Genomic DNA, 15,912 nt, shown 5'->3' on the forward strand with positions numbered 1-15,912 from the left:
CGCACCGGATAGAAAAAAAGGGAACGAGACTATGTTGCAGGTCAATGCACTCAACCAGTTCTACGGCGGCAGCCACATCCTGCGCAACGTCACCTTCGAGGTGCCGCAAGGCAAGCTGACGACCTTGCTCGGCCGCAACGGCGTGGGCAAGAGCACCTTGCTCAAATGCCTGATGGGCGTGGTGCCGACCAAGAGCGGCAGCATCAGCTGGGCGGGGCAGGCACTGGAGAAAAAGCCGCCGTACGAGCGCGTGGCCTCGGGCCTGGCCTACGTGCCGCAGGGCCGCGAGATCTTCCCGCGCCTGACGGTGGAGGAGAACCTGCTGATCGGCGCCGCCAGCCTCAAGAGCCCGCCGGGCGTGCCGGACCGCATCTACCAGTTGTTCCCGGTGTTGCGCAGCATGCGCCAGCGCCGCGGCGGCGATCTCTCCGGCGGCCAGCAGCAGCAACTGGCGATCGGCCGCGCGCTGATGAGCGAGCCCGAACTGCTGATCCTGGACGAGCCGACCGAAGGCATCCAGCCTTCGATCATCCAGGACATCGGGCGGGCGCTGCGCCTGCTGGTGGATGAGTTCGGCATGACGGTGCTGCTGGTGGAACAGTATTACGAATTCGCCCGGCACCTGGCGGATCACTACGTGGTGATGAGCCGCGGCGAAGTGGTGGCGAGAGGCGAGGGCGCGAAGATGGAAGAGGAGGGCGTGCGGGAGCTCATCGCGGTGTGACGTGACACGCGGTGCCGCATGATCGTAGTGCTGGTGTGTTCCCCCTCTCCCGCGGCGCGGGAGAGGACGGACACCTGGCGGGCGCCGATTGCGTGTCGTGCCGAAGCCCGCCTCGAATACCACTTCCAGTGCCTCCGGCTGCGCGCTATGATGCCCGCATCCAGCGCACGATGCATTGCCGGCCGCCTCCGCCATTCCAACATTCATGCGTCATCCAGACTTTCCTTCGACCCTCGCCGTGCCGCCCGCATGGGAGGCCAGCCTGCGCCTGCGGTTTGCCGCGCGCGGGGAGCGCAGCGCGTTGGTCGAGCGTCGCCACCAAGGGCCGTTGCTGGTGCAAAAGCCACTCTATCCGGAGGGGTCTATCTGCCATGTGGTGATCCTGCATCCGCCCGCGGGCGTGGCCGGCGGCGACAGCCTGGACATCGACGTGACGGTGGGCGCGCTCGCCCATGCGGTGCTGACGACGCCCGGCGCCACCAAGTGGTACAAGTCGCTCGGCCGCGAGGCCGCGCAGCGCGTCACGCTGACGCTGGACGCCGGCGCGCGGGTGGACTGGCTGCCGCAGGAGAACATCGTCTTTGACGACGCGCACGCGCGCCTTGCCACCACCGTGACGGTGGCTCCCGGGGCCAGCGCGATCGGCTGGGATGCCATCGTGCTGGGCCGGCAGGCCAGCGGCGAGACCTGGAGCCGCGGCACGCTGGGCATGGAGACCCGGCTGCAGGGCGGCGGCAAGCGCGCGCTGTGGATCGAGCGCGCGCAACTTGACGCGGCTTGTGCGCTGCGCAATGCGGTGGCCGGGCTGGACGGGCTCAATGTCATCGGCACGCTGTGGGCGGTGGGCGATGGGGCGACGCAGGCACTCGCGGAAATGCTGGCCGGGCAGCTGCCTTATCGGGCCGACCTGCGCGCCGGTGTGACGCGGCTCGAGCAAGACGGCCAGTCGATGTTGCTGCTGCGCGTGCTGGGCGCGCAGATGGAAGCGGTCAGGCAGTTGATGGTGATGGCGTGGAGCGCGCTGCGCGAACCGATCCACGGTGTGCCTGCAAGGCCCCTGAGGCTGTGGGCGACGTAGGCGCGGACTTTGGGATTTGCCACCGCGCATCGCACGGACAAAACAAGAAACAACGGGAATACCAGGATGGAACTCACTCCGCGAGAAAAGGACAAGCTGTTGATCTTCACCGCCGCGCTGCTGGCCGAGCGCCGCCGCGCGCGCGGGCTCAAGCTCAACTATCCCGAGGCGGTGGCCTTGATCACCGCCGCCATCATGGAAGGCGCGCGCGATGGCCGCTCCGTGGCGGAACTGATGCATGAGGGCACCACCGTGCTCGCGCGCGAGGACGTGATGGATGGGGTGGCCGAGATGATCCCCGATATCCAGGTGGAAGCCACGTTCCCCGATGGCACCAAGCTGGTCACGGTGCACCATCCGATCATCTGACGCCAAGGCGCATGGCACGCCGGACGTGAAGCACGCCGGTTGCATCGAAATCCCAGAACCAGGACACGAGGTCAAGACATGAACCACTCCAACCGCTCGCGCGCCGTGAGGCTCGCCACCGTGGGCGCCTCGCTGGCGCTTGCCAGCGCCGCTGCCGTCGCGCATCCGGGCCATGATGCCGCCACTGCCGGCGCCAGCCTGTGGGCCGGCTTGCTGCATCCCTTCACCGGCATGGATCACTTGCTCGCCATGGTGGGCGTGGGCGTATGGAGCGCGCTGGGTGCGCGTTCGCCGCGCGAAGCCTTGCGCATGCCCTTTGTCTTCGTGGCTTTGATGCTGGCTGGCGCGGTGCTCGGCCTTACCGGCATGAGCCTGCCGCTGGTGGAGCCGATGATTGCCGCGTCGCTGCTGGTGATCGGCCTGCTGGTTGCGCTGCGCGCCAGGCTGCCGGCATGGGGGGGGATGGCCATTGTGGGCGGCTTCGCCGTCTTCCACGGCTATGCCCACGGATCCGAGTTGCCGGCCACGGCCGGCGCATTGCCCGCGGTGGCGGCCTATGTGGGCGGCTTTTGCGTGGCCACGATGGTGCTGCACGCGGCCGGCATCGGCCTGGGCGGCGCGCTGCGCCGCCACGCCGGCTGGCTGGCACGGCTGGCGGGCGCGGGCGTGGCGCTGTACGGCGTCGGCCTGATGGTCGCTTGAGCGCACCGAGCGCACCGACCGCAACAAGGAACCCATCATGATCCCCGGTGAACTGATGCCCGCAGAGGGCGAGATCGAACTGAACGCCGGCCGCCCCACGGTCAGCGTGGCGGTGGCCAACACGGGCGACCGCCCGGTCCAGGTCGGCTCGCACTTTCATTTCTACGAGACCAACCCCGCGCTGGATTTCGACCGCGAGGCCACGCGCGGCTTCCGCCTGAATATCGCTGCCGGCACCGCCGTGCGCTTCGAGCCGGGCCAGAGCCGCACGGTGGAACTGGTGGCGCTGTCCGGCGCGCGCATCGTCTACGGCTTCAACGGCAAGATCATGGGAGCGCTGTGATGAGCGTGAAAATCTCCAGGCAGGCTTATGCCGAGATGTTCGGCCCCACCACCGGCGACCGCCTGCGGCTCGCCGACACCGGGCTCGTCATCGAGGTGGAGAAGGACTTCACCGTCTACGGCGAGGAAGTGAAATTCGGCGGCGGCAAGGTCATCCGCGACGGCATGGGGCAGAGCCAGCGCATGGCCAAGGACTGTGTCGACACCGTCATCACCAATGCGCTGATCGTCGACCACTGGGGCATCGTCAAGGCCGACATCGGCCTCAAGGACGGCCGCATTGCCGCCATCGGCAAGGCCGGCAATCCGGACATCCAGCCCGGCGTGACCATCGTCGTCGGGCCGGGCACCGAGGTGATCGCGGGCGAGGGCATGATCGTCACCACCGGCGGCATCGACAGCCACATCCACTTCATCTGCCCGCAGCAGATCGAAGAGGCGCTGATGAGCGGTGTCACCACCATGATCGGCGGCGGCACCGGGCCGGCCACCGGCACCTTCGCCACCACCGTCACGCCCGGCCCCTGGTTCATGGAACGCATGCTGCAGGCGGTGGAAGCCTACCCGATGAACATCGGCCTGCTCGGCAAGGGCAACGCCAGCCTGCCGGGGCCGCTGATGGAGCAGGTCGAGGCCGGCGCCATCGGGCTCAAGCTGCACGAAGACTGGGGCACCACGCCCGCGGCCATCGACAACTGCCTGAGCGTGGCGGATGCCACCGACACGCAGGTGGCAATCCACACCGATACGCTCAACGAGGCCGGCTTCGTCGAAGCCACCGTGGCTGCGTTCAAGGGCCGCACCATCCATACGTATCACACCGAAGGCGCGGGCGGCGGCCATGCGCCCGACATCATCAAGGTCTGCGGCGAGCCCAACGTGCTGCCGTCGTCGACCAACCCGACGCGGCCATACACCGTCAACACGCTCGACGAACACCTCGACATGCTGATGGTCTGCCACCACCTGGACCCGTCGATCGCCGAGGACATCGCCTTCGCCGAGAGCCGCATCCGGCGCGAGACCATCGCCGCCGAAGACATCCTGCACGACCTCGGCGCGTTCTCGATGATCTCCAGCGATTCGCAGGCCATGGGCCGCGTGGGCGAGGTCATCATCCGCACCTGGCAGACCGCGCACAAGATGGCCGCGCAGCGCGGCAAGCTGCCCGGCGACCCCAACGACGCGCGCGGCGGGCATGACAATTTCCGCGTCAAGCGCTACATCGCCAAGTACACGATCAACCCCGCGCTCACGCATGGCATCGCGCACGAGGTGGGCTCGATCGCGGTCGGAAAATGGGCCGACCTGGTGCTGTGGAAGCCGGCCTTCTTCGGCGTCAAGCCGAGCCTGATCCTCAAGGGGGGGATGATTGCCGCTGCTGCCATGGGCGACCCCAACGCATCGATCCCCACGCCGCAGCCGGTGCACTACCGGCCGATGTTCGCCGCCGCCGGACGGGCCTTGCACAAGTCGTCGCTGACCTTTGTCTCGCAAGCGGCGCTGGCCGCCGATGTGGGCGGGCGCTATGGCCTGAACAAGGTGCTGTCGGCGGTACAAGGCACGCGCACCGTGGGCAAGCGCGACATGGTGCACAATGACTGGCAGCCGAACGTCACCGTGGATCCCGAGACCTACCAGGTGGTGGCCGACGGCCAGTTGCTGATCTGCGAACCGGCGACCGTACTGCCGATGGCGCAGCGCTATTTCCTGTTTTGATGTCCATGATGTCCGTGATGTCCATAAGGCCCGCTTTGCAGAAGATCGACAAACACCTCGCCGCCCCGCACGGCATCGCCGCCGTGCTGGTGCGCCGCGCGCCCAAGCTGGTGCTGCCTTTCGCCGAGCGCAGCAAGAGCCGCCTGCGCGCCACGCTCGACAATGGCGAAGAAGTGGCGGTGTTCCTTGCGCGCGGCACCGTGCTGCGCGGCGGCGACCTGCTGGTCACCGAGGGCGGCCTCTTTGTCGAAGTGCAGGCGGCGCCGGAGTCCGTGCTGCAAGTCGGCGCCAGCGATCCGCAGGCACTGATGCGCGCGGCCTACCACCTCGGCAATCGCCACACGCCGGTGGAAGTGGGCCGCGACTACCTGCGCCTGGAATTCGACCCGGTGCTCGCGGACATGCTGGCCCGCCTCGGCGTGCAGGCCGAACGCGCGGAACTGCCGTTCGAGCCGGAAGCCGGCGCCTACGGCGGCGGGCACAAGCATGGGCACGATGCGACGTTTGCGGAGGACTATGCCGCGGCGCAGGCGGTGTTCCATGAGCATCATGGGCACGATCACGATCACGATCACGATCACGATCATGGCCATGCGCACGACCACGACCATGCGCCACACGACCATGCGCCACATGTGCATGACGAGAACTGCGGGCACAAGCACTGAGGCTTGGCCCCCTATGCATGAGCAAGCCACCGCACGCCCAACCTCCGATGACCGAACTCCCCTCTCCCGCGCGGCGGGAGGGGAGGGGGGAGAGGGCGAGCGCGTGCCGAAGCCTCAGTTCGCCAAATCGCTCCGTGCCAGCCAGACAGACGCCGAGCAGCGGGCTCTGGTATCGCCTGCGCGCCCATCGCTTCATGGGCCTTAAGTTCAAACGCCAGAAACAGATTGGCCCTTTCATTGCCGACTTCGTGTGCATGGAATTGAAATTGGTGATCGAGGCTGACGGCGGGCAGCATGCCGATGCGGCCGATGTCGCGCACGACGCGTGGTTCAAGCGCAGTGGCTATACGCTCTTGCGCTTCTGGAATCACGAAGTGCTAGCGCAAACCGATGCCGTGCTGGAACGAGTGCGAGAGGTCGTTTTGATGCTGGGGCACTCGCCGAAGCCTATGGCCTCTGAGCCCCCGGGCGATGAAAAGCAGAGCCACATCCGGAAGCGCCCATGACCCAGCTCTCCCAACTCATCTCCCTGCTGCACCTGGCATCGCCGGCGCTGCCGATCGGTGGCTTCAGCTATTCGCAAGGGCTGGAGGCTGCCATCGAGTGCGGCATGGTGCACGATGCCGGCAGTGCGGAGCAGTGGGTGCGCAGCAATCTGCTGGACGTGCAGGCGCAGTGCGAAGCGCCAGTCTGGCTGCTGCTGTTTCGCCATTGGCGCACGCTGGATGCCGCGCGCCTGGCCGAATGGAACGACTGGTTCCATGCCACGCGCGAGAGTGCCGAGCTGCGCCTGGAGACGGAGCAGATGGGCTGGTCGCTGGCGCGGCTGGTGGCGCAGATGGAGTGGGGCGATGCCGCGCTGCGCGCGCAGCTCGAGGCGTTGTCGCCGGTGTGCCTGCCTACCGCTTTTGCCGCGGCTTGCGTGGCGCTGGATGTGAACGAGCGCGACGGGCTGGCGGCCTATTGCTTCAGCTGGGCGGAGAACCAGGTGGCCGCGGCGCTCAAGGCGGTGCCGCTGGGGCAGGTGGCCGGGCAGCACATCCTGCGCCGGCTGCATCCCGCGGTGCTGAAGACCGTCGATGAGGCAGTGCGCCGCGCCGATGCCGAGCCGCCGCTGCTGTCTACTTTTTCCCCGATGCTGGGGCTGCTGTGCGCGCGCCATGAGACGCAGTACTCGCGGCTGTTCCGTTCCTGACGCGTGCGCCGGCGGCATTCAAACGATTCCCCAAGACAAGATGTCCATCATGACCCAGGCTCGTACCAAGAAGAACCCCCCGTTGCGCGTCGGCGTGGGCGGCCCCGTCGGTTCCGGCAAGACCACCTTGCTGGAGATGCTGTGCAAGGCCATGCGCGAGCGCTATGACCTGGTCGCCATCACCAACGATATCTACACGAAGGAAGACCAGCGCCTGCTGACCATCTCCGGCGCGTTGCCGGCCGAACGCATCATGGGCGTGGAAACCGGCGGCTGCCCGCACACTGCGATCCGCGAGGACGCCTCCATCAACCTGGAAGCGGTCGACCGCATGCTGGGCAAGTTTCCCGATGCCGACATCGTCTTCATCGAGTCCGGCGGCGACAACCTGGCGGCCACCTTCAGCCCGGAGCTGTCGGACCTGACCATCTACGTGATCGATGTGGCCGGCGGCGAGAAGATCCCGCGCAAGGGCGGGCCGGGCATCACCAAGTCGGACCTGCTGGTGATCAACAAGACCGACCTGGCCCCTTATGTGGGGGCCAACCTGGAAGTGATGGAAAGCGATGCACGCAAGATGCGCGGCACGCGTCCGTTCGTGATGGGCAGCGTGAAGTCGGGGCAGGGGCTGGATGAGGTGATCGCGTTCATCGAGCGGCAGGGCATGCTGGGCGTGTAACACACGGCGCCCCGCGCCCGTCGCTGCCGCGACTTCAGTGGCGGCGTGCGCGCACGCACAGGAAGCAGGGTGCGCGCGACAGCCAGGCGTGCAGTTCATGCAAAGGGATTGACTGCGGCCGATCCCCTCGCATTCTACGCATGCCGCCACAACGCCGAGGCTTGTGGCATACTTGCCGATCCATGACGTTCCATTCGCTCGCCCCTTCTTCGCTGTGCAGCACCACCGATACCGGTGGCGCCGCTGCATGCGCGGGTGCCGGGCTGCCGGTGGGCCTTGCCTCCACGTCCGGCCTGTCGTCGCGTACCGTCTCGATTTCCTTCTCGTTCTCCATTATTCGAATTATCCGGGGTCGCTGAGCTGCGGCTTTGGCTGGTGCTCGGTGGCCCGTGGTCCCTCCTTGCCGTGCACGGCCATAGGGGCCTGCACGCGACCCACCGATTCGATGGAGAACACCCGATGTCCGATCTTTCCGACCTGCGTGCGCATGCCCGCTATCCCTTGCTGCCCGAAATCCAGGACACCGCGCGGCGCCTGCAAGGCAAGGTGCTGGAGACGCCCGTGTGGCGCTGGCAGACCGGTGCGGCCCAGCAACTCGATGCCGGCACGGAAGTCTGGCTCAAGCTGGAGCTGTTCCAGATCACCGGCACCTTCAAGGTGCGTGGCGCGCTCAACAGCATCGAGCGCATGGATGCATCCGCGCGGGCGCGCGGCGTGGTAGCGGCCAGCGCCGGCAACCATGCCATGGCGGTGGCCTACGCGGCTAAGGTGGCCGGCGTCGGCGCCAAGCTGGCCATGCCGGCCACCGCCAGCCCGGCACGCGTGGCGGCCTGCCGTGAGGCGGGTGCCGAGGTGCTGTTGCTGCCGGATGTCCATGCTGCTTTTGACCACGCGCTGCAACTGGTGGCCGACGAGGGCCGCACCATGGTGCACCCGTACGACGGCCCGCTGATCGCGCAGGGCACGGCAACGGTCGGGCTTGAGCTGATGCGCCAGGTGGCCGGGCTGGATGCGGTGGTGGTGCCGGTGGGCGGTGGCGGCCTGTGCGGCGGCATCGCCGCGGCGGTCAAGCAGATCAATCCGGCTTGCCGGGTCTATGGGGTCGAGCCGGAGGGCGCCGACGCCATGAACCGCAGCTTCGAGGCCGGGCGGCCGCAAACGCTGGAGCGCGTCACGACAGTTGCCGACAGCCTGGGCGCGCCTTATGCGCTGGACTACAGCTACGGCGTGTGCCGCCAGTTTGTCGACGGCATGGTGCGCGTATCCGACGAGGCGATCCGCGCAGCCATGCGCATCCTCTATCGCGATATGAAGCTGGCCACGGAGCCGGCCACCGCGGTGTCCACCGCGGCGCTGCTGGGGCCCCTGCGCCAGACGCTGGCGGGCAAGAAGGTCGCGCTGATCGTGTGCGGGTCCAACCTAGACTCCGCGCGCTTTGCCGAACTGCTGGCCGTGGACGAGCCCGCCAGCGCCAGCTGAATCCGGCGCCGCCCGGCGCGGCTGATCGGCCCGGCGCCGTCAGGCCTGCATGGCCCTGACGGCGATCGTGCGCGCCACCGATGCGATCACGTCCTGCTCTGTATCGGTCATCAAGGCCATATGGCGCACGGTGACGCGCTGTGCCGGAGTGATGTTGAACTCGGCGCAGCGTTGCTCCAGCACGAGCGCGCCGCCGCTGCCGCTGTTGTCGGCCTCGCTGAAGTTGAGCATCTCGCTGGCGTCCACGCCAAGCGTGCCGGCCAGCGCGCAGATATTGATCAAGGAAACATTGCGCACGCCGCGCTCGATACCGCTGAGGTAGGAGCGCGCCATGCCGCTTTCGAGAGCGAGCTTTTCCTGCGACCAGCCACGCTGTTTGCGCAGCTCGGCAAGGTGCAGCCCGAAGAGCTTGAGAGGATCGGCGACCATGGCGCTATACGTGATTGAGAACGGATCGAGGCTAAGGGTTTGACCTCTTTGTAGCGACGCCTTATAGTAGCACGTACTATAGGTGGCAGTTTTTGTATGTATGGTATATATGGCATACGTGATGTTTATGGCAAAAATGTTTATGGCAAAAATCGGCAGTAGGGCGGTGCCCACAACCTGCTGATGATGCCCGCCGGCGAAGGGCTAGAACTTGTCCAAATGATACGAATGGGGTCCGCGGCCACAAGCCAGAGGCGAGCCGCCTCGGCATCCTGTTAAGGCGGCAAGGCACCAGGCCAAAAAGACCACGACCTCGGCATAGAGGCACTCCAATCCCCCGGGAAGCGCGGCGCTGTTTTTTCCATTACGCGGAGAGTGGGGTGCTATGCGTATTTTTTCGTTGTTCGACGCGCAGATGCGCGGCGAGATCCTGGCCGGTGGTACCGCGTCGCAGTTGCGCGTGGGCCTGCAGGTGAGGGTGGTGCCAGAGGCCGCCGGCCTGGGCAGCAGTGGTGACTACATCTTTTTGCCGCAAGGCGCGATGCAGTCCGGCATTGTCACGACGCGTGCCGAGTGGTGGGCTTGCCTGTGCGGCACGATCAAGCTGACGCCGTTGGGCGGCGAGCCGGTGCTGGTGTCCGCGGGTGGCGTGTATGCGCTGCGCCAGGCCGAGCGCCTGCATCTGGCGGTGCTGCAGGATACGGTATTGATCCGTGCGATCCTGGATCCGAATGCCGTCGGGCTGGTGGGTGCGGGCGCGACCAGTAGCTACGATGCCTTTGCCGTGGGCCAGGCGGATCTCTGGCAGGCCGATGGCCCGGAACGCGGCGCGCATGGCGTGCCGCGCGCCAACGCGGCCTTTGTCTCGCTGGCAGAGGGCGAGCCGGAATGGGCGCTGCGCTTGCGCGCGGGCGGGCTGAACTGGGCGGCCTGCCATGCGGGCACGCTATGCCTGCAGTGGCATTCGCCCTGGCCGCACGTCGAGCGGCAGGTGGCGTACCTGCAGCCTGGCATGGTCTTCGCGCCGGATCCCGATGAAGCGTACCGGATCGATGCGCTGTATCCCGTGGCGAGCCTGCTGTGCTGCCTGCAGGCGCCGGCGCGCGTGGCCGGCGCGGGCGAGTGGCAGGCGATTTCCCTGCATTGATCGCCCGGCGCCGTGGCCACCCTGGCCTGCTGCTCAGCGGCGCTGGTATTGCGTGGCGCCGAACAGGATTTCCCGTTCCTTGTCGCCGCTCAGCGGCTTGCGTTCCTGCGCCAGCACGGCGACGCCGCGCTTCACGGCGGGCCGCTCGGCGATCTCAAGGAACCAGCGCTTCAAGTGCGGATAGTCGTCCAGCTCCACGCCCTGGTTCTGCCAGCTACGCAGCCACGGAAAGGTCGCGATGTCGGCCACGGAGTATTCGCTGCCGGCCAGCCACGCATGTTCCGACAATTGCTTGTCGATGACGCCGTACAAGCGCTTGGCCTCGTTGGTGTAGCGGTTGATGGCGTACTCGATCTGCTCTGGCGCATACATGCGGAAATGGTGCGCCTGGCCGAGCATCGGGCCCACGCCGCCCATCTGGAACATCAGCCATTGCAGCGCGTCATACTTGCCGCGCACATCCTCGGGCAGGAACTTGCCGGTCTTGCCGGCGAGGTACAGCAGGATGGCGCCGGACTCGAACAGCGAGATGGGCTCGCCGTCCGGGCCGTCGGGGTCGACGATGGCCGGGATCTTGTTGTTCGGGCTGATCTTGAGGAATGCTTCGCCGAACTGGTCGCCGGCGCCGATATTGATGGGGTGGATCTTGTACGCTAGGCCGCACTCCTCGAGCATGATGTGGATTTTGTGTCCGTTGGGCGTGGGCCAGCTGTAGACGTCGATCATCGGGAAAGGCTCCTGGCTGCGATCGTGCAATCGTGAACCGCCACATCAACCACTGACGTGGCGAACCGCGCGATTTAAGCACAGAAGAAAAAAACGCGCAGGCAGGCTGCGCGTTTTCCATGTAGCCAGCAGGGCCGGCGGTGGGGCTGAATGCGGCTTAGAAGCCGCGTGCCACCGGCATGCTGATGTCGTCCGGGCTCACGCCCATGTGCTTGGCCAGTTCCAGCTTGGCGATGGCGTTGCGGTGCACCTCGTCCGGGCCGTCGGCCAGGCGCAGGGTACGTTGATGCGCCCACCACGTGGCCAGCGGGAAATCGTCCGAGACGCCGGCGGCGCCGTGGACCTGGATGGCCCAGTCGATGACCTTCAGGGCCATGTTCGGCGCAACGACCTTGATCATGGCGATCTCGGCCTTGGCCACCTTGTTGCCCGCGGTGTCCATCATGTAGGCGGCCTTGAGCGTGAGCAGGCGCGCCATTTCGATCTCGCAGCGGGCTTCGGCGATGCGCTCGCGCGTCACGCCCTGGGCGGCCACCGGCTTGCCGAAGGCGACGCGCGACAGGGCGCGCTTGCACAGCAGTTCCAGCGCGCGCTCGGCCACACCGATGCTGCGCATGCAGTGGTGGATACGGCCCGGGCCGAGGCGGCCCTGGGCGATCTCGAAGCCGCGGCCTTCGCCCAGCAGGATGTTGGCTGCCGGCACGCGCACGTCCTTCAGCTCGATCTCCATGTGGCCGTGCGGCGCGTCGTCGTAGCCGAACACCGGCAGGTAGCGCTTGATGGTGATGCCTGCGGTATCGGCCGGCACGACGATCATCGATTGCTGCTCATGACGGCCCGCTTCCGGATCGGTCTTGCCCATCACGATATAGACCTGGCAACGGGGGTCGCCCGCGCCCGACGACCACCACTTGGTGCCGTTGATCACGTATTCGTCGCCATCACGGCGGATGCTGCAGCGGATATTGGTGGCGTCCGACGAAGCCACGTCCGGCTCGGTCATCAGGAAGGCCGAGCGGATCTCGCCGCGCAGCAGCGGTTCCAGCCACTTGTCCTTGAGTTCTTCCGACGCGTAGCGCTCCAGCGTTTCCATGTTGCCGGTATCGGGCGCGGCGCAGTTGAAGACTTCAGCCGACCAGGGCACCCGGCCCATGATTTCGCACAGCGGTGCGTATTCCAGGTTGGACAGGCCTTCCGGAGCACGCTTGGAATGGGGCAGGAACAGGTTCCACAGGCCGGCTTCGCGGGCCAGCGGCTTGAGTTCCTCGATCACCTTGGTCGGGACCCAGGCGTTGCCGGCCTGGCGATTGGCCTGGATCTCGGCGTAGAAGCGCTTCTCGTTCGGATAGATGTGCTTGTCGAAGAAGGCCAGCAGGCGAGCCTGCATTTCCTTGACCTTAGGGGTGTACTCGAATTGCATGTTGTCTCCTCCACCTCTGAATGAGGCCGGCATCGATTGGGCCGCCGCGGATTGCGGTGGGCCGTTCCCGGCACCGGCGGACGCGGTTTGCGCCGACTGGAGAGGACTGTACCGCAATCCAGGTAATTAGAAAAATGAATTTTCTGGATTTGCCAGTATCAATACTGTGCATTCCATGCCAGAATGCCCGTCATGCAGCTATCCCGCATCGACCTGAATCTCTTCGTGGTGTTCGACGCTATCTATAGCGAAGGCAGCATCACGGCCGCCGCTCGCCAGCTTAACCTGACCCAGCCCGCGGTCAGCCACGCGCTGGGGCGCATGCGCACCTTGTTTGACGACCCCTTGTTCGAGCGGCGGGGGCAGGGCATGGCGCCCACGCCGCTGGCGCGCTCGCTGGCCGCCGAAGTGCGCACAGCGCTGCAATCCTTCGCCCGCACCTTGCAGGACACGCCGCATTTCGATCCGGCGGCCACGGTGCGCCGGTTCACCATCGGCATGCGCGATGCACTGGAGTCCACCTTGTTGCCGCCCCTGATGGCGCGCGTGACCACGGTGGCGCCGCAGGTGGAGATCGCGGCGATCCGCTTCGACCGGCGCGAGATGGAGTCGGAACTGCTGGCGGGCACGCTCGATGCCGCCATCGATATCCTGCTGCCGGTGTCGCCGGCCATCCATCACACGCCCTTCATGGCCGACCCGATGGTGGTGCTGGCCCGGCGCGACCATCCGCTGATGAAGAAGGAGCTGACGCTGGAGCGCTACCTGGCCGCCGAGCATGTGCATGTGTCTTCGCGCCGGCGCGGGGCCGGGCTGGAAGACCAGGCGCTGCACCGCATGGGCCTGACGCGCCGGGTGCGGTTGCGCTGCCAGCATTACGCCGCGGCCTGCCGCGTGGTGAGCTGCACCGACCTGCTGGCCACGCTGCCGCTGCGCTATGCGCGCATCGCTAATGAGCCCTATGCCAACCGCCTGCTCTCGCTGCCCTTCAAGGTGCCCACGCTGGAGCTGCACCTTTACTGGCACGCCGGCGGCGAGAACGACGGCGCCAATCGCTGGCTGCGCGAGCAGTTGCTGGCGGTGATCAACGCGCTGGGCGGTAGCGTAGGCGAGGTGGCGCAGGGCTGAGCGCGTCCGGCTTGCCCTGCGCCACCTTTCACGGTGCGCTGTCGGGCTGGCGCTCGATGCGCACGGTGGCTGGCGGCAACGTGCTGTCGGCCTGCACCGCATAGGGCAGCGGCGGCCGGTGTTCGGGTGGGACTGCCTGCCATAGCCGTTCGACCCAGGCCCTAACCTCGGGGCTTGCCGGCGCCGACGCCGTGATGCGCAGCGCGAGCTGCGCCCCGGCGGCGGGCTCTGCCCCCGCTGGGGCGGACAGCAAGCGCTCCACGGCCAGCTGAGGCTCTTCCCGCAAGCTCATCGTCAATGTTCCCACCCTTTGCACGCGTGCAGCAGGCGCGGGTGCGCGTGCCGCATCGGCCTGCTGTGACGGGCTGGCGCGCAGCGCGAACCTGGGCGGCTCCATGGTGGGCGCTGGCGCCGGTGGGGCGATGGGTGCGATCGGGGCTGGCGGCGCGATCGGCGCCATGGGAGCCATGGGAGCCGGCGCACGTACCGCAGCTGCGGCTGCGGCGGCGGGTGGCGCTCCGGCAGAGAGCGCGCCAGTCGTGCCTGCTGCGCTTTCCTTGGGTTCAGATGCACGCTGTTCCGCTAGCCGGCCGGGTAGGCGCTGCGCGGCCTTGGCCTGTGCCTCGGCGGGCGGCGCGCGATGGGTTTGTGCGTTGGCCGTGGCAGGCGGGCTGGCCTGTGCAGGCGCAGGCTGTGCGGGTTGCACGGGGGGCGCAGGCACTGGCGCATCCGCGCGCGGCGATGCCGGCTGTCCAGCGGATTCTGCTTGCGGAGCCGGAGCCGGCTGCGCTGCCGGCCGCACTGCCGCCTGCGCAACCGGCTTGGCGGCATCCGCCTGCTTTGCCGCCTTGTTTGCCGCCGTGTCCGCTGCGGGAGCCGGGGCTTGGGCCGGCAACGTGATTTCGCCATCGCGCAGGTCCAACTGGCGCATGACGATCTGCAGCGACAAGACGCCCACGCCGAGGGTGGCGGCGAGCACGCCCAGCACGGGCCACCAGCGCCGGGCCGGGCGCGCACGGGCCGGCTTGCCAGCTGCCTGCTCGCCTGCGGCTGGCTGCGCGGGGTGCGCCTGTTCACGCAGCCACGCCTGCGCAGCCTCGCTGACCGGCGCGCCTAGCACGCGCTGCGGCGCGTCGCCGCGCCGGACTTCCTCCAGCACCGCATTGCGGCGCGTGGCCTGTGCCGCCTGCATGCGCGCGGCTTGCGCCATGACCGACGCCTGCAATCCGGCCGGCGGCGTGAAATCCAGTTCGGCATCGTCGGCGGGGGCTTCGGCCTGTTCGGCGTAGGCCCGGACCTTGGCCGGCAGCGAGGCCTGCGGCAGCGGCGCGGGTGCGTTGCGCGCTGCCTGCTCCGCACGCGCCGCGGCCATCACCGATGCCTCCAGCGAGGCGGGCGGCACAAAGGCGGGCAGCTCGCGCAGCAATGCCGCGAGCCGGTCCTCTCCGGCGATGAAGCGTTCGTCCGCGCTCATGGCAGCCGCTCCTGCGACGCCGTGGCCGCCAGGCTCTCGCGCAGCCGCGCGAAGGCGTAGCGCAGCCGGCTCTTGATGGTCTCGAACTTCTCGCCCAGCGTCAGGGCGATGTCCTCCACGCTCATCTCGCTGAAGAAGCGCAGCACGATCACCTCGCGCTGCGCCGCCGGCAGCGCCAGCAGCGCTTGCCGAACGCCCTGCAGGTTCTGCCGCAACTGCGCCTCGGCCTCGGGGCTGAGGTCGTCCGCAGGCATGGCGAGGTGCGTCTCGTCGAGCGTGTCGCGCTGGCGCTCGTAGGCGCCGCGCAACTGGTCCAGCCAGGTATTGCGCGCGATCTGGAACAGGAAGGTGCGCAGGGCCGCGCTGGGCTGGTAGTCTGCGCAGCGGGTCATCAGCTTGACCCAGGTCTTCTGGGTCACGTCCTCGGCCTCGCCGGTGTTGCCCTGGCACAGCCAGGCCACGTAGTTGTACAGCGCCGCGTTGTGGCGGCGGAACAGCTCGGCCACCGGCTGCTCGATCAGGCCGTTGGCGACCAGCAGCATCAGGTCGGTGTCCGGCAGCGCGGACAGTCCGGCTGCGGGTTGGGATGGCGAGGCGCCAGGCGGGGAGGCATGCATGCGCGGGAGTATATGA

General features: G+C 67.5%; 18 protein-coding genes. 13 read left to right on the forward strand and 5 right to left on the reverse strand.

Annotated elements, in window-relative coordinates:
• The first annotated feature begins 31 nt into the window (after positions 1-31).
• The 11 genes from urtE (at position 32) to ACYP5B_RS34890 (ending at position 8,955) form a co-directional block, all read left to right on the forward strand.
• On the forward strand, positions 32-724 hold the full coding sequence (urtE, locus tag ACYP5B_RS34840) for an urea ABC transporter ATP-binding subunit UrtE (protein WP_318236057.1): 693 nt from the start codon (positions 32-34) through the stop codon (positions 722-724).
• A gap of 205 nt (positions 725-929) precedes the next feature.
• The gene (locus tag ACYP5B_RS34845; RefSeq protein WP_459572693.1) at positions 930-1,802 is read left to right on the forward strand and encodes an urease accessory protein UreD; all 873 of its coding nucleotides are present in this window, start codon (positions 930-932) and stop codon (positions 1,800-1,802) included.
• A 66-nt stretch (positions 1,803-1,868) separates the two neighbouring features.
• Positions 1,869-2,171 (forward strand): urease subunit gamma, encoded by a 303-nt coding sequence (locus ACYP5B_RS34850; RefSeq protein WP_318236059.1) that lies wholly within the window; start codon positions 1,869-1,871, stop codon positions 2,169-2,171.
• A gap of 78 nt (positions 2,172-2,249) precedes the next feature.
• Positions 2,250-2,873, forward strand: coding sequence for a HupE/UreJ family protein (locus ACYP5B_RS34855; protein WP_459572695.1), 624 nt, complete (start codon positions 2,250-2,252; stop codon positions 2,871-2,873).
• 37 nt (positions 2,874-2,910) lie between these two features.
• Positions 2,911-3,216 carry an urease subunit beta gene (locus tag ACYP5B_RS34860; protein ID WP_267606026.1) on the forward strand — a complete coding sequence of 102 codons (306 nt, stop codon included), beginning with the start codon at positions 2,911-2,913 and terminating at the stop codon, positions 3,214-3,216.
• Positions 3,216-4,934 (forward strand): urease subunit alpha, encoded by a 1,719-nt coding sequence (ureC, locus tag ACYP5B_RS34865; protein WP_459572696.1) that lies wholly within the window; start codon positions 3,216-3,218, stop codon positions 4,932-4,934. Before ACYP5B_RS34860 ends, ureC begins: the two co-directional genes overlap by 1 nt.
• A 35-nt stretch (positions 4,935-4,969) precedes the next feature.
• Positions 4,970-5,602, forward strand: a complete 633-nt coding sequence (gene ureE, locus ACYP5B_RS34870) for an urease accessory protein UreE (protein ID WP_459572725.1) — start codon at positions 4,970-4,972, stop codon at positions 5,600-5,602.
• A gap of 134 nt (positions 5,603-5,736) precedes the next feature.
• Positions 5,737-6,108 carry an endonuclease domain-containing protein gene (locus ACYP5B_RS34875; RefSeq protein ID WP_459572697.1) on the forward strand — a complete coding sequence of 124 codons (372 nt, stop codon included), beginning with the start codon at positions 5,737-5,739 and terminating at the stop codon, positions 6,106-6,108.
• A complete protein-coding gene (locus ACYP5B_RS34880) occupies positions 6,105-6,797 on the forward strand; it encodes an urease accessory protein UreF (protein WP_459572698.1) in 693 nt (230 codons plus the stop codon). The genes ACYP5B_RS34875 and ACYP5B_RS34880 overlap by 4 nt, the downstream gene beginning before the upstream one ends.
• A 49-nt stretch (positions 6,798-6,846) precedes the next feature.
• Positions 6,847-7,476, forward strand: coding sequence for an urease accessory protein UreG (gene ureG / locus ACYP5B_RS34885; RefSeq protein WP_318236062.1), 630 nt, complete (start codon positions 6,847-6,849; stop codon positions 7,474-7,476).
• Between the two features lie 459 nt (positions 7,477-7,935).
• Entirely contained in the window at positions 7,936-8,955 is a 1,020-nt protein-coding gene (locus ACYP5B_RS34890; protein WP_459572700.1) for a threonine/serine dehydratase, read from the forward strand.
• A gap of 39 nt (positions 8,956-8,994) precedes the next feature.
• Here ACYP5B_RS34890 and ACYP5B_RS34895 read toward each other — a convergent pair whose 3' ends face one another.
• The gene (locus ACYP5B_RS34895) at positions 8,995-9,384 is read right to left on the reverse strand and encodes a helix-turn-helix domain-containing protein (RefSeq protein ID WP_318236065.1); all 390 of its coding nucleotides are present in this window, start codon (positions 9,382-9,384) and stop codon (positions 8,995-8,997) included.
• Between the two features lie 385 nt (positions 9,385-9,769).
• On the opposite strand from ACYP5B_RS34895, the gene ACYP5B_RS34900 reads away from it, so the two are divergent.
• Positions 9,770-10,531, forward strand: a complete 762-nt coding sequence (locus tag ACYP5B_RS34900) for a hypothetical protein (RefSeq protein ID WP_459572702.1) — start codon at positions 9,770-9,772, stop codon at positions 10,529-10,531.
• Positions 10,532-10,564: 33 nt separating this feature from the next.
• Here the strand turns inward: ACYP5B_RS34900 and ACYP5B_RS34905 are convergent, their stop codons facing one another.
• Positions 10,565-11,257, reverse strand: a complete 693-nt coding sequence (locus tag ACYP5B_RS34905) for a glutathione binding-like protein (protein ID WP_459572703.1) — start codon at positions 11,255-11,257, stop codon at positions 10,565-10,567.
• Between the two features lie 157 nt (positions 11,258-11,414).
• On the reverse strand, positions 11,415-12,677 hold the full coding sequence (locus ACYP5B_RS34910) for an acyl-CoA dehydrogenase family protein (RefSeq protein WP_267606038.1): 1,263 nt from the start codon (positions 12,675-12,677) through the stop codon (positions 11,415-11,417).
• Positions 12,678-12,869: 192 nt separating this feature from the next.
• On the opposite strand from ACYP5B_RS34910, the gene ACYP5B_RS34915 reads away from it, so the two are divergent.
• The gene (locus tag ACYP5B_RS34915; RefSeq protein ID WP_400097880.1) at positions 12,870-13,805 is read left to right on the forward strand and encodes a LysR family transcriptional regulator; all 936 of its coding nucleotides are present in this window, start codon (positions 12,870-12,872) and stop codon (positions 13,803-13,805) included.
• Between the two features lie 28 nt (positions 13,806-13,833).
• Here the strand turns inward: ACYP5B_RS34915 and ACYP5B_RS34920 are convergent, their stop codons facing one another.
• Positions 13,834-15,279, reverse strand: a complete 1,446-nt coding sequence (locus ACYP5B_RS34920) for a hypothetical protein (RefSeq protein WP_459572705.1) — start codon at positions 15,277-15,279, stop codon at positions 13,834-13,836.
• Positions 15,276-15,896: an RNA polymerase sigma factor gene (locus ACYP5B_RS34925; RefSeq protein ID WP_267606041.1), complete on the reverse strand. Its 621-nt coding sequence runs from the start codon at positions 15,894-15,896 to the stop codon at positions 15,276-15,278. The genes ACYP5B_RS34920 and ACYP5B_RS34925 overlap by 4 nt, the downstream gene beginning before the upstream one ends.
• Positions 15,897-15,912 lie beyond the last annotated feature (16 nt).

The sequence above is a fragment of the Cupriavidus sp. 8B genome, assembly GCF_054589115.1.